This window comes from Streptomyces sp. ME02-8801-2C, from assembly GCF_033793965.1.
GTDB lineage: Bacteria > Actinomycetota > Actinomycetes > Streptomycetales > Streptomycetaceae > Streptomyces.
Genome location: NZ_JARAXP010000002.1, coordinates 177590 through 202311 on the forward strand (window position 1 = coordinate 177590; position 24722 = coordinate 202311).

Genomic DNA, 24722 nt, shown 5'->3' on the forward strand with positions numbered 1-24722 from the left:
GAACGAACAGTCAACTGTGAGGTGATGAGTGTCATGAGCCCGTCCAGAAGGGCACTGCTGGGTGCGGCCCTCGGCGGGGCCGCCGGAGCGGCCGTCGGTCTGCCCGCCACCACCGCCAACGCCGCCTCCTGGCAGCAGAAATGGGCACCCTCCGCGAGCGCCGACGGCCTCGGTGCCTTCGAGACCGTCGAGGACGACCGCGCCGACTCCCACACCGCCGCACACCCGCACATCTACGCCACCGGCGACAACTGGCGCTTCACCATGCACACCGTCGACCGCGACACCTCGACCGACCGCCAACGCCACGAGGTCACGGGCCTGCGCAACGGCAGCGGCGGCAACTACCTCAAGTGGACCGAGGGCCAGACCTGGCGGGTCACCTACTCGATGTACATCCCGAGCTCGCTCAAGGCGACCACCACCTTCACCCACATCATGCAGATGAAGCAGCCGGGCAGCGGTACCTCGCCGCTCGTCGTGCAGTCGCTGCGCCGGGTGAACGGCGTCCAGACCATCGAACTCAAGCTGGCCATCGACAACATCCTCGTCGGCCGCACGGACCTGGCCCCGCTGCACGACAGATGGACCGACGTGGACTTCCAGATCAAGGTCGGCAACGGCTCGGCGGGCACGGTCCGTTGGATCCTCAAGTCCGGTGGCGCGACCGTGATCGACGCCTCGAAGACCGGCGTCGACACCTTCCTGGCCGACCGCGTGCGCCCGAAGTGGGGCATCTACCGCTCTCTCGGCGACACCTCCGGGTCGCTGCAGGACACCTACCTCCTGCTCACCAACCTCCGCGGCCACCAGCTCGTTTGACGACCACCGGTGAGGGTCAGGCCCGGTACAGGGCCTCGACCTCCTTCGCGTACGCGTCCTCGATCGCCCTGCGCTTCAGCTTCAGGGACGGGGTCAGCAGTCCGTGTTCCTCGGTGAACGGCTGGGCCAGGATGCGGAACGTACGGATCGACTCGGCCTTGGAGACGAGGGTGTTCGCGGCGACCACCGCACGCCGTACCTCCTTCTCCAGGTCCGGGTCGCGCACCAGTTCGGTCGGGGTCAGCTGCGGTTTGCCGCGCATCGTGAGCCAGTGCTCGACCGCCTCGTGGTCCAGGGTGACCAGGGCCGCGATGTACGGGCGGTCGTTGCCGACCAGGATGCACTGCGCGACCAGGGGATGGTCCCGGACGCGTTCCTCGATGCCGCCCGGGGAGACGCTCTTGCCGCCCGAGGTCACCAGGATCTCCTTCTTGCGGCCGGTGATCGTGAGGAATCCGTCCTCGTCGAGGGAGCCCAGGTCGCCGGTGGCCAGCCAGCCGTCGTGCAGGGTCGCGTCCGTCGCCTTCTGGTTGTTCAGATAGCCCTGGAAGACGTTGTCGCCGCGCAGCCAGATCTCGCCGTCGTCCGCGATGTGCACGGTCATGCCCGGGATGGCCTGGCCGACCGTGCCGTAACGGGTGCGCTCGGGCGGATTCGCGGTGGCCGCCGCCGTCGTCTCCGTCAGCCCGTAGCCCTCGTATATATGGACGCCCGCGCCCGCGAAGAACAGACCGAGCCGCCGGTCCATCCCCGAACCGCCCGTCATGGCATGCCGTACCCGCCCGCCCATCGCGGCCCGGATCTTGGAGTAGACGAGCTTCTCGAACAACTGGTGCTGCATCCGCAGTCCGGCCGACGGGCCGGGGCCCACGTCCCAGGCCTTCTCCTCCATGGCCTCCGCGTAGCGCACCGCACACTCGACGGCCTTCTCGAAGGGGCCGGCCCTGCCCTCCCGCTCGGCCTTGCGGCGGGCCGCGTTGAAGACCTTCTCGAAGATGTACGGCACCCCGAGGAAGAACGTCGGCCGGAACGCGGCCAGGTCGGGCAGCAGCGCCGCCGCGTTCAGCTGCGGCTGATGGCCGAAACGCACCCCGCCGCGGATCGCGGCCACCTGCACCATCCGGCCGAAGACATGCGCGAGGGGGAGAAAGAGGAGGGTCGCCGCCTCGTCGCCCTTCCTGGAGTGGAACACCGGTTCCCAGCGCCCGATCATCGTGTCCGCCTCGAACATGAAGTTGGCGTGGGTGATGACACAGCCCTTGGGGCGGCCCGTGGTCCCGGAGGTGTAGATGACCGTCGCCGTCGACTCGGGGGTGACCGCGAGCCGGTGCCGGTGCACCGTGTCGTCGTCGAGGTGCGCACCGGCCTCGTACAGCTCCTGCACCGCGCCGACGTCGAGCTGCCACAGCTGACGCAGCCGGGGCAGCCGGTCGATGACCGTGGCGATGGTCATCGCGTGGTCCTCGTGCTCCACCATCGCCGCCGTCACCTCGGCGTCGTACAGCATCCAGAAGACCTGCTCGGCCGAGGACGTCGGGTAGACCGGCACCACCTGGGCGCCGATGCTCCACAGCGCGTAGTCGAAGAGCGTCCACTCGTAGCGCGTACGGGACATGATCGCGACCCGGTCCCCGAACCGGATGCCCTGCGCGAGCAGGCCCTTGGCGAGGGCGAGAACCTCGTCGCGGAACTCGCCCGCGGTCACGTCCCGCCACTGGCCTGCCTCGTCCTTGCGGCCGAGCGCGACACGGTTCGGGTCTTCCTGGGCATGTTCGAACACCACGTCGGCCAGTCCGCCCACGGGCGGCGCCAACGCCAACGGAGGGTTGGTGAATTCGCGCAAACCCGCTCCTAGTGACGCTTTGCACAGCGCCGTGAAAGCTACCCCACGGCTAAGCCGGGCGGGAGGGGGTACCAAGCCGAGTACTGTTCGGTTTCGACGTCGTCCCGGGGCGGAAAATGCGTCTGTATGGGTAGGGGTCGGGCAGAATTTCTTGCGCCGAAGTGGGTCGCGCTTCGCTGATCTCCACCGAATCCGACCGACCCGCTCACCGCCCGCACCAGGCCTCTTGGGGCTTTCTTTAAGGTCGACCGTCCCTGCGGTCAGCTACCCACCGTGACGCCGTCATCGGCGGTGCAGCCGGTCCCCGCTCGTCAGGATCGCCGCCGCCAGCGCGTCCGCCGCGCTCTGGGCCGACGTACGGCGGCGGCCGTGGACCAGGACGAAGTCGACCGGGCCCAGCTCCGGCAGCCCGGCCCGGTCGGGTACGCGGACCAGGCCGGGCGGGATCATCCCGCGCGAGTGGGCCATCACGCCGAGGCCCGCGCGGGCCGCCGCGATCAGTCCGTTGAGGCTGCCGCTGGTGCACGCGACGCGCCACGCCCGGCCCTGTCGTTCCAGGGCCTCCATGGCGAGGGCGCGGGTGATGCCCGGCGGCGGGTAGACGATCAGCGGCACCGGACGGTCGGGGTCCAGGCGGAGCCGTTCCGTACCGATCCACACCAGCTCGTCGTGCCAGACCGGTTCGCCGCGCGGGTCCTCGGGGCGCCGCTTGGCCAGGACGAGGTCCAGTTTCCCGGCGGTCAACTGCTCGTGCAGGGTGCCCGACAGCTCGACCGTCAGCTCGAGATCGACCTCGGGATGGTCGTACCGGAAGGCCTCCAGGATCTCCGGCAGCCGGGTCAGTACGAAGTCCTCCGAGGCGCCGAACCGCAGCCGGCCGCGCAATCGGGTGCCCGTGAAGAACGCCGTCGCCTGTTCGTGCACCTCCAGGATCCGGCGGGCGAAACCGAGCATCACCTCGCCGTCCTCGGTCAGCTCCACGGAGTGCGTGTCCCGGGAGAACAACTGCCGTCCGGCCGCGTCCTCCAGGCGCCGCACATGCTGGCTGACCGTCGACTGGCGCAACCCGAGCCGCCGGGCGGCCTGGGTGAAGCTGAGCGTCTGGGCCACGGTCAGAAAGGTCCGCAGCTGAGAGGGGTCGTACATCCCTCCACGTTACCCGCGTTATCGACAAACGCGATGACAGTCAGAGCGGTGTACGGGATTCCCGATCACAAAACGGAGGAGGACGATGGAAAGGGCACGCCCGTCCCAGAATCCGAGTAGTGGAGCACCGTGAAACGCCTGAAGTGGCCGAGCTGGATGCCGATCGACCCCTACATCCTGCTGTTGCTCGGGACGGTGGGCCTCGCCGCACTCCTTCCGGCGCGCGGGACGGGTGCCGACGTCGCCTCGGGGGCCTCCACGGCCGCCATCGCCTTCCTCTTCTTCCTCTACGGCGCCCGCCTCTCCACCCGCGAGGCGCTGGCGGGGCTGAAGCACTGGCGGCTGCACGCCACCGTCCTCGCCTGTACGTTCGTCGTCTTCCCGCTGCTCGGCCTGGCCGCGCGTGGACTCGAACCGGTGTTCCTGACGCACGACCTCTACATCGGCCTGCTCTTCCTCACCCTCGTCCCGTCCACGATCCAGTCGTCGATAGCCTTCACCTCGATGGCCCGGGGCAACGTGCCCGCCGCGATCTGCGCGGGCTCCTTCTCCTCCCTCGTCGGCATCGTCGTCACCCCCCTGCTCGCGGCCACCCTGCTCGGCAGCACCGGCGGCGGCTTCTCGCTCGACTCGCTGCTCGAGATCGTGCTCCAGCTGCTGGTCCCGTTCCTCGCCGGGCAGCTCCTGAGGCGCTGGATCGGCACGTTCGTCACCCGGCACAAGAAGGTGCTCGGGCTGGTCGACCGGGGCTCGATCCTCCTCGTCGTCTACACCGCGTTCAGCGAGGGCATGGTCGAGGGCATCTGGCACCAGGTCAGCCCCGCCCGGCTCGCCGGACTCCTGGTCGTCGAGGCCGTACTGCTCGCGGTGATGCTGGCGCTCACTTGGTACGGCGGCAAGGCGCTGGGCTTCGACCGCGAGGACCGGATCACGATCCAGTTCGCCGGCTCGAAGAAGTCCCTGGCGGCCGGACTGCCCATGGCAAGCGTCCTGTTCGGCGCCCAGGCCTCGCTGGCGGTACTGCCGCTGATGCTCTTCCACCAGATGCAGCTGATGGTGTGCGCGGTCATAGCCAAACGCCGCGCCCACGACCCATCGCCCGAGCCCACCACCACACAGAACACGTCCCGAATCACGGCAGGCACAGCACTGAGTTCCAACTGAGCAACCCCCGCCCCGAAAGGGACACGGGGGTGTGCTGTGCACCTGGCTCGCGCTGCCCGACCCCTTAGGGGCGCGGGGAACTGCGCGACCGGCCCCCACCGGCCCGCGGTGATGCACACACCTGCGGGGCGCGGCGGGAGCTGTGGGACTGGCTCGCGCTGCCCGACCCCCTGGGGGCGCGGGGAACTGCGCGACCGGCCCCCACCGGCCCGTGGTGATGCACACACCTGCGGGGCGCGGCGGGAGCTGTGGGACTGGCTCGCGTTCCCCGACCCCTTAGGGGCGCGGGGAACTGCGCGACCGGCCCCCACCGGCCCGCGATGACGCACACACCTAGCTCGACGTGACCTCGTCCAGCGGCAGCCACAACACCGTGTTGCTCGTCGCCGTCCCCGCGTCGCCGCTCGCCGACACGGACGCCGCCGACAGCTCGGACGTACTCAACGCCCGGTCCCACACCCGCACATCATCGATCGCCCCACTGAAGTGCTGCAAACTGTCCACCCGTTGCCCGACATGCACCCCGAACGCCGAGTTACGGCTGACCGTCCCGGCCACGTCCGCCACACTGACCGCCGTACCGTCGACGAAGAGGGTGAACTGTCCGCCGCCACGCCGCAGAGCGACAAAGTGCCACTGGCCGTCGTTGTAGGTGCCCACCGAGGTCGCCGACGCCGTCCTGACCGCCGACGCCCCGTCCCGGACGGTCATCAGCCCCCGCACACGGCTGCTCGCGGGCTCGGCACGCAGCCAGACCTGCGGCTGGGTGGAGCCGACCCCGCCCATCCACAGCAGCGGCCGGTCACCCGTCGTCGCCGTGGAACGGAACCAGAGGGCCACCGTGAAGTCCTTCGTGCCGAGCGGCAGCCGGTCGCTGTACGGCAGGCGTACGGCGTCGTTCACACCGTCGAACTCCAGCGCGCCACCGCCGAACACACCGCCGGTCCGCGCGGCGCCGCCGAGGACGGCGGCCGGACGGGCCTGCGGGGCCAGGTCGGGCGTGGTGGGGTCCGGGCCGCGCGCCGGCGTCAGCCAGTCCTCCGTGAAGCGGGCGAAGCGGATCTCGTCGCGCGCCTCGACGGTGCCGCCCTCGTACATCAGGCCCACCGTCTCGCTGTCGATCTTCACCAGGTCGGAGTAGCCCGACCAGTCCCGGGTGACGACCGTGCCCCGGTCCACGCTGTCCCAGGTGCGCCCGCCGTCGTACGAGGAGCGGATCATCATCGTCCTGCGCCGGTCGGGATCGGCCGGGCAGGCCAGCAGGATGCGGACGCCGAAGCCGACGGTGGAGCACTGGACCTGCGGTGCGTAGAGGTCGGGGAGGGCACGGAACGGAGTGAGGAAGCTGGCGCCGCCGTCCGCGCTGAAGGCCTGGGTGCGGTGGCCGAGATCGGTCCCGTCCTGTTCCCGCCCGCTGACCAGGATCACCCCGTCCGAGCGCTCGGTGAGCGTCACCTCGGACGGTTTCTGCCGGAAGGTGCCGTCCGCCGCGATGGGCCAGCTGTCGGTGGCGCCGACCTTCCACTGGTCGCCGCCGTCGTCGCTGAAGATCAGCGCGGCGTGGTTGGCGCTGATCCGGTCGCCCTCCCACGTCTCGGTGTTGACCCCGAACACGAGTCGGCCCGCGTGCTCGCCCCGGGTGAGCTGGATGCCGTGGACGGGACCCGTCGCGTACCAGGAGTTCCACTCGGGCGGCATGATCTCGGCGCTCAGGTCCCGCGGATGGGACCAGGTCAGTCCGTCGTCGTCGCTGTACTGCAGATGGGGGCTGCGGTCACAGGGCACCGGGCAGTTGCCGCCGCCCCGGCCCGTGTTCCAGCTCTCCGCGAGGATGATGCGTCCGGTCTCCCGGTCCACGATCGGCGTCGGGTTGCCGTGCGTGTCGACCCCGCCGTCGTCGACGACCTTGAGCGGGCCCCAGGTCCGCCCGTCGTCGGTCGACCGCTTGAGGACGATATCGATGTCACCGGCGTCCCCGCAGTTGTCCTTGCGTCCCTCGGCGAAGGCCAGCAGCGTGCCCTTCAGGGTCCTGACGATCGCGGGGATCCGGTAGCAGGAGTAACCGGGGTCCTGGGATGCCCGGAAAAGCACCTGCTGTTCGAACGTGGCCGTCGGGGTGGTCGGTTCGGCGTCCGCTGGGCTCGGCAGCGCGAGCAGCAGAGCGGCCGTGGTGAACACGGCCGTGAGGGTGAATCTAAGGCGTGCGCGAAGACTTGACGGCATGTACGGCCTGCCCTTCAACGTCTGGACTTCATGCGTCTGGACTTCAGAGTTCGTTGACTTCAGAGGTCTGGACATCTGAACAACTGGGCATCCGGAAATCCGGACATCCCACGTCCAACGTGCGCGCAGAAGACGGTAGTTGGATGCTCAGCCGCCCCACAAGAACCGTGTGTCGCGGGTTCAGGACAACCTTGCTATTCGGCCGTACGCGATCACACCATTCCTCCGTGGAGCCGCCAGAACCGTTGGGCATCCCAACGATAAACGTATAACCGTTGGGATGCCCAATGATTATTGGCTAGTATTTCTTTATGTCTGTCGAACTTCGTTCCATACGCGTCCTCCCCAGCTGGATCCTGGGGAGGGCCGCCGACCGCGGGCGGGCGCTGGTCGCCGCCGCGCTGGCCGGCGAAGGGCTGAAGATGTGGCATCACGTGGTGCTCTCCGCCGTCGCGGAGCTGGGCCCGGTCGCGCAGGCCGAACTGGTGCGCGGGGTGGGGCTCGACGCCAAGGACATGGTCGGCGTCCTCAACGACCTCCAGGCCGTCGGACTGGTCGTCCGCGCACCCGATCCGCACGACCGCCGCAAGAACGCGGTGACGCTCACGGCACAGGGACGGCGACTGTTGGCCCGCTGTGAGCGGGCGGCGCGCAAGGCCAACGAGGAGCTGCTGGCGCCGCTCACGGTCGTCGAACGCGAGCTGTTGACGGGCCTGCTCACCCGGGTTGCGAACGCCGGGTGACGGACCGGTAGAGGCGGGGCCCCAGCGGCGCAGGGGGCGCTCCCCGCCGTTCGGGGCCCCGCCGCCGTGTAGCGGGGAAGCCGGTCAGCCCTGGGAGGCCGTGGCCCGCAGGGCGATACGGTCCTCGCCCGCGTACACGTTCATGTTGGCGCCCCGCAGGAACCCCACCAGGGTCAGCCCCGACTCGGCCGCCAGGTCGACGGCGAGCGAAGAGGGTGCCGAGACGGCCGCCAGTACCGGGATACCGGCCATGACCGCCTTCTGCGCCAGCTCGAAGGAGGCCCGGCCCGAGACGAGAAGGATCGTGCGGGACAGCGGCAGGCCGCCGTTCTGCAGCGCCCGGCCGACCAGTTTGTCGACCGCGTTGTGCCGGCCCACGTCCTCACGGATGTCGAGCAGTTCTCCCTCCTCCGTGAACAGGGCCGCGGCGTGCAGGCCCCCGGTCCGGTCGAACACCCGTTGGGACGCCCGGAGCCGTTCGGGGAGGCTCGCGAGCAGTTCGGGCGCGAGCCGGACCGGGGGAGCGCCGGCGCCGTCGTCGATGGCCCAGCGTGCCGTCGTACGGACGGCGTCCAGACTCGCCTTGCCGCACAGACCGCACGACGACGTCGTGTAGACATTCCGTTCCAGCGTGATGTCGGGCAGCACCACGTCCGGAGCCGTGCTGACGTCCACCACGTTGTACGTGTTGGAGCCGTCCGACGTGGCGCCCGCGCAGTAGACGATGTTCTGGAGTTCGCGTCGCTCGGCCAGTACGCCCTCGCTCACCAGGAAGCCGACGGCGAGCGCGAAGTCGTCGCCCGGTGTGCGCATGGTGATGGCGATCGGCTTGCCGTTCAGCCGGATCTCCATGGGTTCCTCGGCGACGAGCGTGTCCGGCCGGGCGGAGACCGCCCCCTCCCGGATGCGGATCACCTTGCGTCGTTCCGTGACTCGTCCCATGTTCTGATCAGCCCCGGTTCTGTACGTGCTGGTTGGTGACCTTCGCGATCCATTGTCCTGCACGGGCGAAGTGACGCCGCGGCCACCGGACTCGGTCGACGCTGGAGAATGACTGGACGAATATTGTCTACAGTATGGTGGTCGCGGCGGCAAGAGATGCGGCAGGAGATGCGGCAGGACATGCGCCGCGGCTCGAGCGCCCGGGACAGGTGGCCGGAAACGCCAACACCCGCTTCTCGAGAGACCGTTCGTCGGGTCCGGACGACCGTTCGGCGCTCCCCGGATACCGTTCACCGCATACGGTCGGCGAGTTCGCCGGGCCGCCTTCCCAACCATGCGGCCGGTTTCTATCGTCCGCTCATGAGTCCCCCCATAGCACCACCCGGCTGGAGCCGCTGGCTCGTTCCTCCGGCCGCTCTCTCGGTCCATCTCTCCATCGGTCAGGCCTACGCCTGGAGCGTCTTCAAGCCGCCCCTGGAATCGGCCCTCGGCCTCAGTGGCACGCAGAGCGCGCTGCCCTTCCAGCTAGGCATCGTCATGCTCGGCCTGTCCGCCGCGTTCGGCGGCACCCTCGTCGAGCGCAACGGGCCGCGCTGGGCCATGACCGTCGCCCTGGTCTGCTTCTCCTCCGGTTTCCTGATCGCCTCGCTCGGCGCCGTGACCGAGCAGTACTGGCTGATCGTCTTCGGCTACGGCTTCGTCGGCGGTATCGGCCTCGGCATCGGCTACATCTCGCCCGTCTCCACGCTCATCAAGTGGTTCCCGGACCGGCCCGGCATGGCCACCGGCATCGCGATCATGGGCTTCGGCGGCGGTGCGCTGATCGCCTCGCCCTGGTCCGCGCAGATGCTGGAGTCGTTCGGCTCCGACAGCTCCGGGATCGCACTCGCCTTCCTCGTACACGGACTGTCGTACGCCGTGTTCATGTCGCTCGGCGTGCTCCTGGTCCGGGTGCCGCGCGCCGACCGGCCCGCCGGGACCGGGGCGAGCGGGCCGAGCGCCCTCGCGGGCGTCCAGGTCTCCGCGCGCAGTGCCGTACGGACCCCGCAGTTCTGGTGTCTGTGGGTCATCCTCTGTATGAACGTCACCGCGGGCATCGGCATCCTGGAGAAGGCCGCGCCGATGATCAAGGACTTCTTCGCGGACAGCTCCACGCCGGTCTCGGTGTCGGCGGCGGCCGGCTTCGTCGCGCTGCTGTCGGCGGCCAACATGGCGGGCCGTATCGGCTGGTCGTCCACCTCCGACCTCATCGGACGCAAGAACATCTACCGCGTCTACCTGGGCGTGGGCGCGCTGATGTACGCGTCGATCGCCTGGTTCGGGGACTCCTCCAAGCCGCTGTTCATCCTGTGCGCGCTGGTGATCCTCTCCTTCTACGGTGGCGGTTTCGCCACCATCCCCGCCTACCTGAAGGACCTCTTCGGGACCTACCAGGTCGGTGCGATCCACGGGCGGCTGCTCACCGCCTGGTCCACGGCCGGTGTCCTCGGCCCGCTGATCGTCAACTGGATCGCCGACCGGCAGGAGGAGGCCGGTAAGCACGGCTCGGCGCTCTACGGGCTGTCGTTCTACATCATGATCGGACTGCTGGCGATCGGTTTCGTCGCCAACGAACTCGTCCGCCCCGTCCACCCCCGCCACCACATCCCCGCGCCCGCGCCGAAGGAGGCCGACGATGTCCAGCGAGAGCAGTCCGTCTGAGAACACGGGCCCGCCCGACCGTCGGCCCCTGATCGCTTTCGCCTGGCTGTGGGTGGGGGCGCCGCTCTGCTACGGACTCTACGAGCTGGTGCAGAAGGCGACACAGCTGTTCACAGGGTAGGTGTTCGGTCACCGGGACGGCTGATGGAAGCCGACAACCCGGCCGCGTTAATCCTGTGGCATCGCGTGCCGTCGTACTGGTGAGTCACTGACCAGACTGGTGGATCCCGCTACCGAAAAGCAGTAAGGGGGCCCACCCATGAACGGCTCGCGCATCACCGCCGTCGGTCACTACCAGCCCGCCAAGATACTCACCAACGAGGATCTGGCGGGCCTGGTGGACACCAGCGACGAGTGGATCAGAAGCCGGGTGGGCATCCGTACGCGCCACATCGCCGGGCCCGACGAGCCCGTGGACGAGCTCGCCGCGCACGCCGCCGCCAAGGCGCTCGCGGCGGCGGGGCTGGCCGCGACCGACATCGACCTCGTCCTCGTCGCCACCTCCACCGCCGTCGACCGCTCCCCGAACATGGCCGCCCGGGTCGCGAACCGGCTCGGCATCCCCTCGGCGGCCACGATGGACCTCAACGTCGTGTGCGCCGGCTTCACCCACGCCCTGGCCACGGCCGACCACGCGGTGCGGGCCGGCGGATCCACGCGTGCCCTGGTCATCGGCGCCGACAAGATGTCCGCGGTGGCCGACTGGACCGACCGCACGACCTGCGTACTCGTCGGGGACGGGGCGGGCGCGGCGGTCGTCGAGGCCACTTCGGCTCCGGACCCCGCCGAGCCGGGGCTCGCCGGTATCGGGCCCGTGCTGTGGGGCTCGGTGCCCGAGATGGGCAACGCGGTCCGCATCGAGGGCACACCCTCACGGTTCGCACAGGAGGGCCAGAGCGTCTACCGCTGGGCCACCACCCAGCTGCCGCGGTTCGCCCGCCAGGCCTGCGAGCGCGCCGGACTCACCCCCGAGGACCTCGCCGCGGTGGTCCTGCACCAGGCCAACCTGCGCATCATCGAACCCTTGGCCGAGAAGATCGGCGCGGTGAACGCCGTCGTGGCACGCGATGTCATCGAGTCGGGCAACACGTCGGCCGCCAGCATCCCGCTCGCCTTCTCGAAACTGGTCGAGCGCGCGGAGATCTCCACCGGCGACCCGGTCCTGCTGTTCGGCTTCGGCGGCAACCTCTCGTACGCGGGACAGGTCGTCCGCTGTCCCTGAGCGCACGGTTTCGTCGATTACCGACCCACTGAAGGCGCCCTCGCGGCGCCTTCTTCTTTGTCCTGTCAGTGGAAAAAGTCAGCGGCAATCTGTGCTCGACTTCTTCCCAGCCCCGGCAGCGACTGCTACGTTCCACTCGAAAGCCCGGCGAAGTGGCCGGAAAACGTGGCCGGTTGGTGCCTGACTAGGCGGGGAGGGGCTTGTGAGACGTATGACCGCGCGACCCGCGAACGCCCATCAGGCCCGGCTGCTACGGCTGTTGCGTGACGGTGGGCCCAACTCCCGGGCCCAGCTCGGGGATCAGGTCGACCTGTCACGGTCCAAGCTGGCCGTGGAGGTGGACCGGCTCCTGGAGACGGGCCTGATCGTGGCCGACGGACTCGCCGCCTCGCGCGGCGGCCGCCGCTCCCACAACATCCGGCTCGCCCCCGCCCTGCGCTTCCTCGGCGTCGACATCGGCGCGACCTCGATCGACATCGCGGTCACCAACGCCGAACTGGAAGTGCTGGGACACCTCAACCAGCCCATGGACGTACGTGAGGGCCCGGTCGCGGTCTTCGAGCAAGTCCTGTCCATGGCGGCCAAGTTGAAGGCCACCGGGCTCGCGGAGGGGTTCGACGGCGCCGGCATCGGCGTCCCGGGTCCGGTCCGCTTCCCCGAGGGCGTACCGGTCGCCCCGCCGATCATGCCCGGCTGGGACGGCTTCCCCGTACGGGAGGCGCTCAGCCAGGAACTGGGCTGCCCGGTGATGGTCGACAACGACGTGAACCTGATGGCGATGGGGGAGCAGCACGCGGGCGTCGCCCGTTCCGTGGGCGACTTCCTCTGCGTCAAGATCGGCACCGGTATCGGCTGCGGCATCGTCGTCGGCGGTGAGGTCCACCGCGGGGTGACGGGCAGCGCCGGCGACATCGGACACATCCAGGCGGTGCCCGACGGCCGCCCGTGCGCCTGCGGCAACCGGGGGTGCCTGGAGGCCCACTTCAGTGGCGCCGCGCTCGCCCGGGACGCCAAAGAGGCGGCCCAGCAGGGACTTTCGGCGGAACTCGCGGCCCGGTTGGAGGCGAGCGGCGCCCTGAGCGCCGTCGACGTCGCCGCCGCCGCTGCCGCCGGGGACGCCACCTCCCTCGACCTGATCCGCGAGGGCGGCAACCGCACCGGCCAGGTCATCGCCGGTCTCGTCAGCTTCTTCAACCCCGGCCTGGTGGTGATCGGCGGTGGGGTGACCGGTCTCGGCCACACCCTCCTCGCCGCGATCCGGACCCAGGTCTACCGCCAGTCGCTGCCGCTGGCGACCGGCAACCTGCCCATCGTTCTGGGGGAGTTGGGCCCCACCGCCGGAGTCATCGGCGCGGCCCGGCTCATCAGCGACCACCTGTTCTCACCCGCGTAGACCCCTCGTACCCACAGCTCGCGGCTGTGCGGTCACACCTCACCAGTACAGCGCCCTGCCCTGCCCTGCCCTGCGCACCGCGCCTGCCCCGGACGCCTGCCCGCCAGGCGATCTGTTCCGGCACGCGATCTGCCCTGCAACCGGCCCGCACGCCCGCCAAGGGGAACCAGTCATGGCACCAGAACCACCGCTGCTCAGCATGTCCGGCATCACCAAGTCGTTCCCCGGCGTCCGGGCCCTCGACGGCGTCGACCTCGACGTCCAGGCCGGAGAAGTGCACTGCCTGCTCGGCCAGAACGGGGCCGGCAAGTCCACGCTCATCAAGGTCCTGGCCGGCGCCCACCAGCCCGACGACGGCCGCCTCACCTGGCGCGGCGAGCCGGTCACCCTGCGCTCACCCATAGCTGCCATGCGCCTGGGCATCGCCACCATCTACCAGGAACTCGACCTGGTGGAACACCTGTCGGTGGCCGAGAACGTCCACCTCGGCCACGAACCCACGACCGCCGGCTTCGTGGTACGGGGAAAGGCAGCCAAAGCGTCAACTGCCGCCTTGCTCAAGCGACTTGGGCACCCTGAGGTCGATCCCGGGGGTCTGGTCGGGGAGTTGTCGGCGGCGCAGCAGCAGATCGTGTCGATGGCACGGGCGCTCTCCCACGACGTACGGCTGATCGTCATGGACGAACCCTCCGCCGCGCTCGACCCGGAGGAGGTCGACAACCTCTTCCGGATCGTCGGCGACCTGACGGCCGACGGGGTCGCCGTCGTCTACATCTCGCACCGGCTGGAGGAGATCCGCCGCATCGGCGACCGCGTGACCGTGCTCAAGGACGGCCGGGCGGTGGCGGGCGGACTCCCCGCGAAGTCCACACCGACCCGCGAGGTGGTCGCCCTGATGACGGGCCGCAATGTCGAGTACGTCTTCCCGGACCGCCCGGTGACAGCGGGGGACCCGGCGGCCGCGCCGGTACTCGAGGTCCGAGGGCTCGCCAGGGAAGGCGAGTTCGCGCCCGTCGACCTCACCGTGCGACCCGGCGAGATCGTCGGCCTCGCGGGCCTGGTCGGCTCCGGCCGCTCGGAGATCCTGGAGACCGTCTACGGCGCCCGCAAACCGACCGCAGGCCAAGTCCTCGTCGACGGACAGGTGTTGAAGCCGGGCAGCGTACGAGCCGCCGTGCGTGCCGGACTCGGGCTCGCCCCCGAGGAACGCAAGGCACAGGCCCTGCTGATGCTGGAGTCCGTCACCCGCAATGTGTCGGTCTCCTCCATGTCCCGCTTCGCCCGCGTCGGCTGGATCGACCGCGGCGCCGAACTGGGTGCCGCCCGCACCGCCACCCGCGAGCTGTCGCTGCGGCCCGACAACCCCTCCGTACCCGTCCGCACTCTCTCCGGCGGCAACCAGCAGAAGGCGGTCCTCGCCCGCTGGCTGCTGCGCGGCTGCCGGGTCCTGCTGCTCGACGAACCGACCAGGGGCGTCGACGTCGGCGCCCGCGCCGAGCTGTACGCGGTCATCCGCCGCCTCGCCGACGAGGGCCTGGCCGTGCTGCTGGTCTCCAGCGAAGTACCCGAGGTGCTCGGCCTCGCCGACCGCGTCCTGGTCCTGCGCGAGGGCCGGGTCGTCCACACGGCACCCGCCCGCGAACTCGACGAACACCGCGTGCTCGACCTCGTGATGGAAGGAGCCCCAGTGGCCAGCACAAGCTCGACGGCCGGCAGCTCTGCGGCCGGTGAAAGGGGCCCCGCATCATGACGCAGCCCGTGTCCCCACCGCGCGTCGGCGCCGACAAGGTCCCGTCCGCCGGTCAACCCCCGGCCTGGCGGGCCACGGTGGCCCGCGCCGACATCCGTACCCTCTCCCTCCTCGGTGTCCTCGCCGCACTGATCGTCGTCGGCGGCATCACCAAGCCCGACCAGTTCCTCGACACCCGCAACCTCCAACTCGTCCTCACCCAGGCCTCGGTGATCGGTGTCGTCACCGTCGGCATGACCTTCGTCATCATGTCGGGCGGCATCGATCTGTCGGTCGGCGCGATCGTCGCCCTCTCCTCGGTGTGGGCGACCACCGTCGCCACCCAGGAGTACGGCTTCGCCGGCATCCTCTTCACCGCGGTGATCGTCGGAGTGGGCTGCGGCCTGGTCAACGGGCTGCTCATCGCGTACGGCGGGATGGTCCCGTTCATCGCCACCCTCGCCATGCTGGCCTCGGCGCGCGGACTCGCCCTCCAGATCACGGACGGCGCGACACAGATCGTCACCATCGACAGCGTCCTCGACCTCGGCGAGCGTGACGCGTACATCCTCGGCATCCCGCCACTGGTACTGGTCTTCGCGGTCGTGACGATCCTCGGCTGGCTGATCCTCAACCGCACCACCTTCGGCCGCCGCACGGTCGCCGTGGGCGGCAACGCGGAGGCGGCCCGCCTGGCCGGCATCGACGTACGCCGCCAGCGCCTCTACCTCTACCTGCTGTCCGGACTGTGCTGCGGGATCGCCGCCTTCCTGCTGATCATCCTGTCCGGCTCGGGCCAGAACACCAACGGCAACCTGTACGAGCTCGACGCCATCGCCGCCGCGATCATCGGCGGCACCCTGCTCAGCGGGGGTCGCGGCACCATCGTCGGCTCCGTCCTGGGCGTCCTGATCTTCACCACCATCACCAACATCTTCGCCCTGAACAACCTGCAGAGCGATGTGCAGCAGATCGCCAAGGGCGCGATCATCGTCGCCGCCGTGCTCGTCCAGCGCCGTACCGCCAGCACGACCTGAGGGAAGGGTTCACCGCCATGCCAGAGCCGACGCCTTTCGCCAGCCGCAGAGGACTGCTCTTCGGAACCGCCGCCGTCGGGGCCGGAGTACTGCTCGCCGGTTGCACCAGCAACGAGTCCGACGACGAGCCCGCCGCGAACGACCAGCCGGCCGCCGCCGACACCCCGGGCAAGGCCGTCACCATCGGCTTCGCCGGACCGCAGGCCGACCACGGCTGGCTCAACGCGATCAACGACAACGCCAAGAGCCGGGCGAAGAAGTACTCCGACGTGACCCTGGAGATCACCGAGGGCGCGAACGACACCGCCGCACAGATCGGCCAGATCGAGACGCTGATCAACAAGAAGGTCGACGTGCTGGTGATCCTGCCCGCCGACGGAAAGGCGCTCACCCAGGTCGGCCTGAAGGCGATGCGCGCCGGCATCCCCGTCGTCAACCTGGACCGGATCTTCAACACCCCGCAGGCGTACCGCTGTTGGATAGGCGGCGACAACTACGGCATGGGCCTCAACGCCGGTCACTACATCGGCGAGAAGCTCAAGGACGTCGACGACGCCAAGGTCATCGAACTTGCTGGCCTCGACAACCTGGAACTGACCAAACAGCGCACCCAGGGCTTCGACGACGCCCTGAAGAACTACCCGAACATCAAGAAGGTCGCCCGCCAGGCAGCCGACTTCACGGTTGAGTCCGGCCAGGCCAAGATGGCCCAACTCCTGCAGGCCCAGTCCAAGTTCGACGCCCTGTGGAACCACGACGACGACCAGGGAGTGGGTGCGCTGCGGGCGATCGCACAGGCCGACCGCGACGACTTCCTGATGGTCGGCGGCGCGGGCGCACTCTCCGCCTTCCAGGCCATCAAGCAGGACAACGGCGTCCTGAAGGCCACGGTGCTCTACCCGCCCACGATGGCCGCGTCAGCCATCGACCTGGCCCGCGCCCTGGGCCAGGGCAAGGGAATCGGCGGCCTCTCCGAGTTCGAGATCCCCACCTCCCTGACGCTCTACTCGGCGGTCGTCGACAAGGCCAACGTCGACCAGTACATGCCGACCGGCTTCAAGTAGGGGCAAGGGCGCCAGGGGCGCCCTGAAGGGGCGCGGGGCTGTGCCGATATGCGGCTCCGCCGCGTGGGCGCGACCAGCCCCCACCCACCCGCAGCCGACAACCACCACGAGGAGGACCCCCGTATGGGACAGGCAGACGCCGACACGCCAACACTGGGCGTCGGCATGGTCGGATACGCGTTCATGGGCGCAGCCCACTCCCAGGGCTGGCGCACCGTGAGCCACGTCTTCGACCTCCCCCGGCGCCCGGCCCTCGCCGCGATCTGCGGCCGGGACGCCGGTGCCGTCCGAACGGCAGCGACCAAGTACGGCTGGGCGGCGACCGAGACCGACTGGCGTGCCCTGATCGCACGGGACGACGTCGACCTCGTGGACATCTGCACTCCCGGCGACAGCCACGCCGAGATCGCCCTGGCCGCCCTCGCCGCGGGCAAGCACGTACTGTGCGAGAAGCCCCTCGCGAACAGCGTCGAGGAAGCCGTGGCGATGACGGAGGCGGCCGAAGAGGCCGAGCAGCGCGGTCAGTTGGCGATGGTCGGCTTCAACTACCGTCGACTGCCCGCCACCTCGCTCGCCCGTTCCATGGTCGCCGAGGGCCGGCTCGGCCGACTGCGCCACGTGAGGGTGACGTACCTTCAGGACTGGCTGGTCGACCCGCAGTTCCCGCTGACCTGGAGGCTGCGCAAGGAGTCCGCCGGGTCGGGCGCGCTCGGCGACCTGGGCGCGCACATCATCGACCTCGCCCAGTACCTCGTGGGCGAACCGCTCGCCGGGGTCTCCGCCCTCACCGAAACCTTCGTACGGGAACGACCGTTGCCCGGCGGCCCGACCAGCGGCCTGAGCGCCGAGGCCGGCACCGCCACCGGACAGGTCACCGTGGACGACGCAGCCGTCTTCACGGGCCGCTTCCCCTCGGGCGCCCTCGCCTCCTTCGAGGCCACCCGGTACGCGACCGGCCGCAAGAACGCCCTGCGCATCGAACTCAACGGCGAACAGGGCTCGTTGGCCTTCGACCTGGAACGCCTCAACGAACTCGAGTTCCACGACGGCACCGAACCCGGCACCCATGCGGGCTTCCGCCGCATCCTCGTCACCGAACCCGACCACCCCTACCTGGACGCCTGGTGGCCGCCGGGGCACGGCCTCGGCTACGAGCACTCCTTCGTCCACCAGGCCCGCGACCTCGTCCACGCCATCGCGGCCGGCCACCGGCCCCGCCCCTCCTTCGCGGAGGGCCTCCAGGTGCAACGGGTCCTGGCGGCGGTCGAGGAGAGCGCGGAGAAGAACTCCGTCTACACGCCCATCTCGGGTTCACCCGTACCGACTTCACTCGTATCGCCGTCACCCCTGTCGGACTGAGGAGGCTCGACGAGCATGCCGCGCGACTTCACACTCTTCACCGGCCAGTGGGCCGATCTGCCTCTCGAAGAGGTCTGCCGCCTCGCCCGGGACTTCGGCTACGACGGCCTCGAACTCGCCTGCTGGGGCGACCACTTCGAGGTCGACAAGGCCCTCGCGGACCCCTCCTACCTGGCGGGCCGCCACCAGCTCCTCGACAAGTACGGCCTCAAGTGCTGGGCGATCTCCAACCATCTGGTCGGCCAGGCCGTCTGCGACGCCATCATCGACGAACGGCACCAGGCGATCCTGCCCGCCCGCATCTGGGGCGACGGCGACGCGGAGGGCGTACGGCAGCGGGCGGCGGCCGAGATCGCCGACACCGCGCGGGCCGCCGCCGCCTTCGGCGTCGACACCGTCATCGGCTTCACCGGCTCCGCGATCTGGCATCTGGTCGCGATGTTCCCGCCCGCCCCGGAGTCGATGATCGACCGCGGCTACCAGGACTTCGCCGACCGCTGGAACCCGATCCTCGACGTCTTCGACGCCCAGGGCGTGCGGTTCGCCCACGAGGTCCACCCGAGCGAGATCGCCTACGACTACTGGACAACCCAGCGCGCTCTGGCGGCAGTTGACCACCGGGCCGCCTTCGGTCTGAACTTCGACCCCTCCCACTTCGTGTGGCAGGACCTCGACCCGGTCGGCTTCCTGTGGGACTTCCGCGACCGGATCTACCACGTGGACTGCAAGGAGGCCCGCAAGCGGCTCGACGGCCGCAACGGCCGCCTCGGCTCGCACCTGCCCTGGGGCGACCCGCGCCGCGGCTGGGACTTCGTGTCGGCGGGCCACGGCGACGTCCCCTGGGAGGACGTCTTCCGCATGCTGCGCTCCATCGACTACCGGGGCCCCATCTCCGTGGAGTGGGAGGACGCCGGCATGGACCGGCTCCAGGGCGCCCCCGAGGCGCTGACCCGCCTCAAGGCGTACGACTTCGACCCGCCGTCGGCCTCGTTCGACGCGGCGTTCGGCAGCAACGACTAGGGCCTACAGCCCTGTTGTGTCTTCCGGGGTGACGGCGCACCCCGGCGTACCGCACACACCCGTGCACCTCCGTACGACCAGTTCCTCTCTGGAGGCATTTCGTGCACCCGTACGACGACAACAGACGCCCCACCAGCCCCCTCAGCCGCCGCCGAATACGCGGGCCGATCGCCCTGCTGAGCGGTCTGCTGCTCGCTGGCGCCTCGCTCTCCCTCACCGCGCCCGCTGCGGGCGCCGCCGACGCCGAGCCGACGGCCGCGGCTGCCGCCGAGGACTTCCAGCAGGTCACCCTGGCGAAGGGCGAGCCGGAGGTCGGCGAGCCCATGTCGCTGGCCGTCCTCCCGGACCGCTCGGTCCTGCACACCTCGCGCGACGGCGAACTCCGCATCACCGACGCCGCCGGGAACACCCGGCTCGCCGGCAAGCTCGACGTCTACTCCCACGACGAAGAGGGCCTCCAAGGCATCGGCGTGGACCCGCAGTTCAGCTCCAACCGCTTCATCTACCTCTACTACGCACCCCCGTTGGACACCCCTGCGGGCGACGCCCCCGAGACGGGCACCCCGGCCGACTTCGCGCCCTTCGACGGCGTCAACCGGCTCTCCCGGTTCGTCCTCAACGCCGACGGCACCCTGAACAACGCCAGCGAGAAGAAGATCCTCGACGTCCCGGCCTCACGCGGCCTGTGCTGCCACGTCGGCGGCGACATCGACTTCGACGCGGCGGGCAACCTGTATCTGTCGACGGGCGACGACACCAACCCCTTCCAGTCCGACGGCTTCACCCCCATCGACGAGCGGGCCAACCGCAACCCCGCCTTCGACGCCCAGCGTTCGGCCGGCAACACCAACGACCTGCGCGGCAAGATCCTGCGCGTCAAGGTCAACGCGGACGGCTCGTACTCCGTCCCGGACGGCAACCTCTTCGCCCCCGGCACGGACAGGACGCGCCCCGAGATCTACGCGATGGGCTTCCGCAACCCGTTCCGCTTCAGCGTCGACAAGGCGACCGGCATCCTCTACATCGGCGAGTACGGTCCCGACGCGGGCGCCGCCGACCCGGCCCGAGGCCCCGCAGGCCAGGTCGAGTTCGCCCGGGTCACCGGCCCCGGCAACTTCGGCTGGCCGTACTGCACCGGCGCCAACGACGCCTACGTGGACTACGACTTCGCGACCAAGGCATCCGGCGCCGCGTTCGACTGCGCGGCCCCGAAGAACACCTCGCCGAACAACACCGGCCTGACCGACCTTCCCCCGGCGCAGGCCGCCTGGATCCCGTACAACAGCGCCTCCGTACCGGAGTTCGGCGACGGCTCCGAGTCACCGATGGGCGGCCCGGTCTACCACTACGACGCCTCGCTCGACTCCCCGGTCAAGTTCCCGGAGGCCTACGACGGCGACTTCTTCGCCGGTGAGTTCGGCCGCCGCTGGATCAAGCGCATCAGCAGCGACGCCAACGGGACCGTCCAGTCCATCAACAACATCCCGTGGACCGGCACCCAGGTGATGGACATGGCCTTCGGTCCGGACGGCGCGCTCTACGTCCTCGACTACGGCGTCTCCTGGTTCGGCGGTGACGAGCACTCCGCCCTCTACCGCATAGAGAACGCCACCGACGGCCACTCCCCGGTGGCCCAGGCCGCCGCGGACGTCACCTCCGGACAGGCCCCGCTCAAGGTGAAATTCTCCTCCGCCGGCACCACCGACCAGGACGACGACGCCCTCACCTACAGCTGGGACTTCGGCGACGGCACGACAGCCACCTCGGCGAACCCCTCCCACAAGTACAAGAAGAACGGGACGTACACGGCGACGGTGACCGCGAAGGACATCACAGGCCGCACCGGCAGCGCGAGCGTCCAGATCGTGGTCGGCAACACCGCGCCCAAGGTCGTCCTCCAACTCCCGCAGGACGGCCAGCTGTTCTCGTTCGGCGACGCGATCCCGTTCAAGGTGAGGGTCACCGACCGCGAGGACGGCCGGACCATCGACTGCACCAAGGTCAAGGTCACCTTCATCCTCGGTCACGACAGCCACGGCCACCCGCAGACCTCGGCGAACGGCTGCTCCGGCACCATCCAGACCAGCGCCGACGGCGGCCACGACCCGGACGCCAACATCTTCGGGGTCTTCGACGCCCAGTACACCGACCTCGGAGGCGGCGGCCAGGCGCCCCTGACCACCCACGACCAGAACGTGGTTCAGCCCACCCACCGGCAGGCCGAGCACTCCAACAACTCCTCCGGCACAGACGTCAGTTCACGCCAGTCGGCGAACGGCGGCAAGACGGTCGGCGACATCGACAACGGCGACTGGATCGCCTTCACGCCATACGTCCTGAGCAACGCCAAGTCGCTCACGGCACGCGTCGCCTCGGCAGGCGCTGGCGGCAAGCTGGAGATCCGCGCGGGTTCCCCGACCGGCAAGGTGCTGGGCCGTACGACCGTACCGGCGACCGGCGGCTGGGACACCTACCAGGACGTCACCGCCAGACTCTCCCACGCCCCACAGGGCACGACCACGCTCTACCTGGTCTTCAAGGGAGCGGCGAGCGGCGACCTCTACGAGGTGGACGACTTCGTCCTCACCACGGGCTGAGGGGAGGCGCCGCCATGCGATCAACAGGAAGAACAGGATTAACTGTCACCGCTGTTGTGGGCGCGGCACTTCTCCTCGGAGGCGTGTCGACCCCGGCCACCTCCACGCCCGCCCCACGGCACGCCGACCGGGTACTGGTCTTCTCCAAGACCGCGGCCTTCCGGCACGACTCCATCCCCGACGGGGTCGCGGCGCTCAAGGAAATCGGCGCGAGCGCCGGCTTCAGGGTCGACGCGACGGAGGACGCGGCGGCGTTCAACGCGAAGAACCTCCGCCGGTACGCGGCGGTCGTCTTCCTCTCGACGACCGGCGATGTACTGACGGACCGCCAACAGGCGTCGTTCGAAAGCTATATCCACCACGGTGGCGGCTATGTGGGCATCCACGCGGCGGCCGACACCGAGTACGACTGGGCCTTCTACGGCGGCCTCGTGGGCGCCTACTTCCAGGGACACCCGGCGATCCAGCCGGCCCGGACGGTGGTGGAGGACCGCGCCCACCCGGCGACCTCGGCCCTCGGGGCGGACTGGAACCGTACCGACGAGTGGTACAACTACCGCTCTAATCCGCGTAGTTCGGTGCGCGTGCTGGCCTCGCTCGACGAGTCGTCGTACACCGGCGGCACGATGAACGGCGACCACCCGATCGCCTGGTGCCACACCTACGCGGGCGGCCGTTCCTTCTACACCGGCGTCGGCCATCTGTCGTCCGCGTACGCCGAACCGGCGCTGCGACAGCACCTGTTGGGCGGACTGCGCTGGGCCACCGGCAAGGCCCAGGCGGACTGCCGCCCGGAGAACGGCTACCAGCCGCTCTTCGACGGCACCTCAAAGGAAGGGTGGAAACAGGCGGGCCCCGGCACCTTCACCGTCTCCGACGACGGCACACTGACGTCGTCCGGCGGCATGGGCCTGCTCTGGTACGCCGCCCGGAGCTTCGGTGCCTACTCGCTGAAGCTGGACTGGAGGGCCCGTGGCGACGACAACTCCGGTGTGTTCGTGGGCTTTCCGTCCTCGGACGACCCGTGGTCGGCGGTCGACAAGGGCTACGAGATCCAGATCGACGCGACCGACGCCCCCGACCGCACCACCGGGGCCGTGTACGGCTTCCGGTCCGCCGACCTGAAGAAGCGCGACCGGGCGCTGAATCCGCCGGGGGAGTGGAACACGTACGAGATCCGCGTGGAGGGCGAACGGCTCCGCGTCTGGCTCAACGGTGTACCGATCAACGATTTCACCAACACCGACCCGGCCCGCAGCCTGCGGGAGGGTCACCTCGGCATCCAGAACCACGGAGCCGACGACCAGGTGTCCTTCCGGGACATCCGGATCAAGGAACTGCCCGCGAACACGCCGGCGAGCCCGGCCACCACGGGCGACTGAGCGGCGACGGGCGGAGGACGCCGGACCTCCGCCCGCCGCCTTCCTTCCCCTCTCGGCCACGTGAACGACAAGGAGGCTGCCCATGTCCACGTCGTCGTCCCTTCCTCGGACCCGTGTGGGGGTATGGCTGATCGGAGCGCGCGGCTCCGTCGCCACCACCGTCGTCGCGGGCTGCGCCGCCGTGACAGCGGGACTGCACCGCCCCACCGGCATGGTCACCGAAGCACCCCCCTTCACGGACTGTGACCTCCCACCTCTCTCCGCCCTCGTCTTCGGCGGCCACGACACCGTGGACTGCCCGCTGCCGAAACGCGCGGAGGCCCTGACAGCGGCAGGCGTCCTGCCGTACGGCCTCACCTCGGCGATCACCTCCGAACTGGCCGCCGCCGACCGGGAGATCAGGCCCGGCGGCCCCGCCCCCGGCGACACCGCCCGCACCCCGGACGACCTCGTGGCGACCTTCGCCGCGGACATCCAGGACTTCATACGGCGCCACGACCTGGCCCGGGCCGTGGTGGTGAACGTCGCCTCCACCGAGCCCGCCCCGACCGGCACCGCGCTCCCTCCGAGTTCCCTGTACGCGGCGGCGGCCCTGCGCGCGGGCTGCCCGTACGTCAACTTCACCCCGTCGACAGGGCTGCACCACCCGGCGCTCGCCCGCGCGGCGGCGACGAGCGGTCTGCCCTACGCCGGCCGGGACGGCAAAACCGGTCAGACCCTGCTCAGGTCGGTCCTCGGCCCGATGTTCACCCAACGGGCCCTCGAGGTCCGCGCCTGGTCGGGCACCAACCTCCTCGGCGGGGGAGACGGCGCGGCCCTCGCCGATCCCGCCGCCGCGGCGGCGAAGAACGCAGGCAAGGAACGCGTCCTCACCGACACCCTCGGCAGCACACCTGAGGGCATGGTCCACATCGACGACGTCCCCTCCCTCGGCGACTGGAAAACCGCGTGGGACCACATCGCCTTCGACGGCTTCCTCGGCGCCCGCATGATCCTCCAGACCACCTGGCAGGGCTGCGACTCGGCCCTGGCCGCCCCCCTCGTCCTCGACCTGGCCCGCCTCACCGCCCGCGCCCACGAAACGGGCCTCTCCGGCCCCCTGAACGAACTCGGCTTCTACTTCAAGGACCCCCTGGGCGACGGCCCACCGGGCCTGGCGGAGCAGTACGCGGAACTGGTGGGTTTCGCGGCGCGCCTGGGGGGTGGGGGAGAGGTGACGGCTCCGCCGGAGCAGTCGGGCGAGGAGGTACGCCGGTGAGCATCGGACCAGACACGACAGCACCCCTCGACGGCGCACCGGACCGCGGCAACCTGGGAACCGCCCGGTCCACGGCA

At 69.9% G+C, this 24722-nt stretch carries 19 protein-coding genes; 15 read left to right on the forward strand and 4 right to left on the reverse strand.

The window, feature by feature from the left end; all coding sequences use genetic code 11:
- The first annotated feature begins 33 nt into the window (after positions 1 to 33).
- A complete protein-coding gene (locus PV396_RS05490) occupies positions 34 to 822 on the forward strand; it encodes a Tat pathway signal sequence domain protein (protein WP_319200971.1) in 789 nt (262 codons plus the stop codon).
- Between the two features lie 16 nt (positions 823 to 838).
- Here the strand turns inward: PV396_RS05490 and PV396_RS05495 are convergent, their stop codons facing one another.
- A complete protein-coding gene (locus tag PV396_RS05495) occupies positions 839 to 2665 on the reverse strand; it encodes an AMP-dependent synthetase/ligase (RefSeq protein ID WP_319200973.1) in 1827 nt (608 codons plus the stop codon).
- Between the two features lie 282 nt (positions 2666 to 2947).
- Complete coding sequence (locus tag PV396_RS05500; protein ID WP_319200975.1) at positions 2948 to 3811, reverse strand: LysR substrate-binding domain-containing protein; 864 nt, start codon at positions 3809 to 3811, stop codon at positions 2948 to 2950.
- Between the two features lie 156 nt (positions 3812 to 3967).
- On the opposite strand from PV396_RS05500, the gene PV396_RS05505 reads away from it, so the two are divergent.
- On the forward strand, positions 3968 to 4975 hold the full coding sequence (locus tag PV396_RS05505; protein WP_319202245.1) for a bile acid:sodium symporter family protein: 1008 nt from the start codon (positions 3968 to 3970) through the stop codon (positions 4973 to 4975).
- Positions 4976 to 5308: 333 nt separating this feature from the next.
- On the opposite strand, the gene PV396_RS05510 is transcribed toward PV396_RS05505, so the two are convergent.
- Positions 5309 to 7198, reverse strand: coding sequence for a sialidase family protein (locus tag PV396_RS05510; protein ID WP_319202247.1), 1890 nt, complete (start codon positions 7196 to 7198; stop codon positions 5309 to 5311).
- Between the two features lie 311 nt (positions 7199 to 7509).
- On the opposite strand from PV396_RS05510, the gene PV396_RS05515 reads away from it, so the two are divergent.
- Positions 7510 to 7941, forward strand: a complete 432-nt coding sequence (locus PV396_RS05515) for a MarR family winged helix-turn-helix transcriptional regulator (protein WP_319200977.1) — start codon at positions 7510 to 7512, stop codon at positions 7939 to 7941.
- A gap of 84 nt (positions 7942 to 8025) precedes the next feature.
- On the opposite strand, the gene fdhD is transcribed toward PV396_RS05515, so the two are convergent.
- Positions 8026 to 8883, reverse strand: coding sequence for a formate dehydrogenase accessory sulfurtransferase FdhD (gene fdhD, locus PV396_RS05520; RefSeq protein WP_319200979.1), 858 nt, complete (start codon positions 8881 to 8883; stop codon positions 8026 to 8028).
- Positions 8884 to 9243: 360 nt separating this feature from the next.
- Here fdhD and PV396_RS05525 point away from each other — a divergent pair, with 360 nt between their 5' ends.
- The 12 genes from PV396_RS05525 (at position 9244) to PV396_RS05575 (ending at position 24645) form a co-directional block, all read left to right on the forward strand.
- The gene (locus tag PV396_RS05525) at positions 9244 to 10584 is read left to right on the forward strand and encodes an OFA family MFS transporter (RefSeq protein ID WP_319200981.1); all 1341 of its coding nucleotides are present in this window, start codon (positions 9244 to 9246) and stop codon (positions 10582 to 10584) included.
- On the forward strand, positions 10559 to 10705 hold the full coding sequence (locus PV396_RS45005; protein ID WP_416071343.1) for an MFS transporter small subunit: 147 nt from the start codon (positions 10559 to 10561) through the stop codon (positions 10703 to 10705). The genes PV396_RS05525 and PV396_RS45005 overlap by 26 nt, the downstream gene beginning before the upstream one ends.
- Before the next feature lie 138 nt (positions 10706 to 10843).
- The gene (locus PV396_RS05530) at positions 10844 to 11806 is read left to right on the forward strand and encodes a beta-ketoacyl-ACP synthase III (RefSeq protein ID WP_319200983.1); all 963 of its coding nucleotides are present in this window, start codon (positions 10844 to 10846) and stop codon (positions 11804 to 11806) included.
- 211 nt (positions 11807 to 12017) lie between these two features.
- Entirely contained in the window at positions 12018 to 13199 is a 1182-nt protein-coding gene (locus tag PV396_RS05535) for an ROK family transcriptional regulator (protein ID WP_319200985.1), read from the forward strand.
- A gap of 172 nt (positions 13200 to 13371) precedes the next feature.
- Positions 13372 to 14949, forward strand: a complete 1578-nt coding sequence (locus PV396_RS05540; protein WP_319200987.1) for a sugar ABC transporter ATP-binding protein — start codon at positions 13372 to 13374, stop codon at positions 14947 to 14949.
- Positions 14946 to 15965, forward strand: coding sequence for an ABC transporter permease (locus tag PV396_RS05545; protein WP_319200989.1), 1020 nt, complete (start codon positions 14946 to 14948; stop codon positions 15963 to 15965). The genes PV396_RS05540 and PV396_RS05545 overlap by 4 nt, the downstream gene beginning before the upstream one ends.
- 17 nt (positions 15966 to 15982) lie before the next feature.
- Positions 15983 to 17029 carry a substrate-binding domain-containing protein gene (locus tag PV396_RS05550; RefSeq protein WP_319200991.1) on the forward strand — a complete coding sequence of 349 codons (1047 nt, stop codon included), beginning with the start codon at positions 15983 to 15985 and terminating at the stop codon, positions 17027 to 17029.
- Between the two features lie 123 nt (positions 17030 to 17152).
- Positions 17153 to 18388 (forward strand): Gfo/Idh/MocA family oxidoreductase, encoded by a 1236-nt coding sequence (locus PV396_RS05555; protein WP_319200993.1) that lies wholly within the window; start codon positions 17153 to 17155, stop codon positions 18386 to 18388.
- A 15-nt stretch (positions 18389 to 18403) separates the two neighbouring features.
- The gene (locus PV396_RS05560; RefSeq protein WP_319200995.1) at positions 18404 to 19408 is read left to right on the forward strand and encodes a sugar phosphate isomerase/epimerase family protein; all 1005 of its coding nucleotides are present in this window, start codon (positions 18404 to 18406) and stop codon (positions 19406 to 19408) included.
- A 101-nt stretch (positions 19409 to 19509) separates the two neighbouring features.
- Positions 19510 to 22005 (forward strand): PQQ-dependent sugar dehydrogenase, encoded by a 2496-nt coding sequence (locus PV396_RS05565; protein WP_319200997.1) that lies wholly within the window; start codon positions 19510 to 19512, stop codon positions 22003 to 22005.
- A gap of 14 nt (positions 22006 to 22019) precedes the next feature.
- On the forward strand, positions 22020 to 23387 hold the full coding sequence (locus PV396_RS05570) for a ThuA domain-containing protein (protein ID WP_319200999.1): 1368 nt from the start codon (positions 22020 to 22022) through the stop codon (positions 23385 to 23387).
- Positions 23388 to 23469: 82 nt separating this feature from the next.
- Positions 23470 to 24645 (forward strand): inositol-3-phosphate synthase, encoded by a 1176-nt coding sequence (locus PV396_RS05575; protein ID WP_319201001.1) that lies wholly within the window; start codon positions 23470 to 23472, stop codon positions 24643 to 24645.
- Positions 24646 to 24722: the final 77 nt, after the last annotated feature.

Excerpts from the sequence above, each read along its gene's own strand:
- PV396_RS05490 (WP_319200971.1), top strand. The coding sequence starts at position 34 with ATGAGCCCGTCCAGAAGGGCACTGCTGGGTGCGGCCCTCGGCGGGGCC.
- PV396_RS05500 (WP_319200975.1), bottom strand. The coding sequence starts at position 3,811 with ATGTACGACCCCTCTCAGCTGCGGACCTTTCTGACCGTGGCCCAGACG.
- PV396_RS05505 (WP_319202245.1), top strand. The coding sequence starts at position 3,968 with ATGCCGATCGACCCCTACATCCTGCTGTTGCTCGGGACGGTGGGCCTC.
- PV396_RS05510 (WP_319202247.1), bottom strand. The coding sequence starts at position 7,198 with ATGCCGTCAAGTCTTCGCGCACGCCTTAGATTCACCCTCACGGCCGTG.
- PV396_RS05515 (WP_319200977.1), top strand. The coding sequence starts at position 7,510 with ATGTCTGTCGAACTTCGTTCCATACGCGTCCTCCCCAGCTGGATCCTG.
- fdhD (WP_319200979.1), bottom strand. The coding sequence starts at position 8,883 with ATGGGACGAGTCACGGAACGACGCAAGGTGATCCGCATCCGGGAGGGG.
- PV396_RS05525 (WP_319200981.1), top strand. The coding sequence starts at position 9,244 with ATGAGTCCCCCCATAGCACCACCCGGCTGGAGCCGCTGGCTCGTTCCT.
- PV396_RS45005 (WP_416071343.1), top strand. The coding sequence starts at position 10,559 with ATGTCCAGCGAGAGCAGTCCGTCTGAGAACACGGGCCCGCCCGACCGT.
- PV396_RS05530 (WP_319200983.1), top strand. The coding sequence starts at position 10,844 with ATGAACGGCTCGCGCATCACCGCCGTCGGTCACTACCAGCCCGCCAAG.
- PV396_RS05535 (WP_319200985.1), top strand. The coding sequence starts at position 12,018 with ATGACCGCGCGACCCGCGAACGCCCATCAGGCCCGGCTGCTACGGCTG.
- PV396_RS05540 (WP_319200987.1), top strand. The coding sequence starts at position 13,372 with ATGGCACCAGAACCACCGCTGCTCAGCATGTCCGGCATCACCAAGTCG.
- PV396_RS05545 (WP_319200989.1), top strand. The coding sequence starts at position 14,946 with ATGACGCAGCCCGTGTCCCCACCGCGCGTCGGCGCCGACAAGGTCCCG.
- PV396_RS05550 (WP_319200991.1), top strand. The coding sequence starts at position 15,983 with ATGCCAGAGCCGACGCCTTTCGCCAGCCGCAGAGGACTGCTCTTCGGA.
- PV396_RS05555 (WP_319200993.1), top strand. The coding sequence starts at position 17,153 with ATGGGACAGGCAGACGCCGACACGCCAACACTGGGCGTCGGCATGGTC.
- PV396_RS05560 (WP_319200995.1), top strand. The coding sequence starts at position 18,404 with ATGCCGCGCGACTTCACACTCTTCACCGGCCAGTGGGCCGATCTGCCT.
- PV396_RS05570 (WP_319200999.1), top strand. The coding sequence starts at position 22,020 with ATGCGATCAACAGGAAGAACAGGATTAACTGTCACCGCTGTTGTGGGC.
- PV396_RS05575 (WP_319201001.1), top strand. The coding sequence starts at position 23,470 with ATGTCCACGTCGTCGTCCCTTCCTCGGACCCGTGTGGGGGTATGGCTG.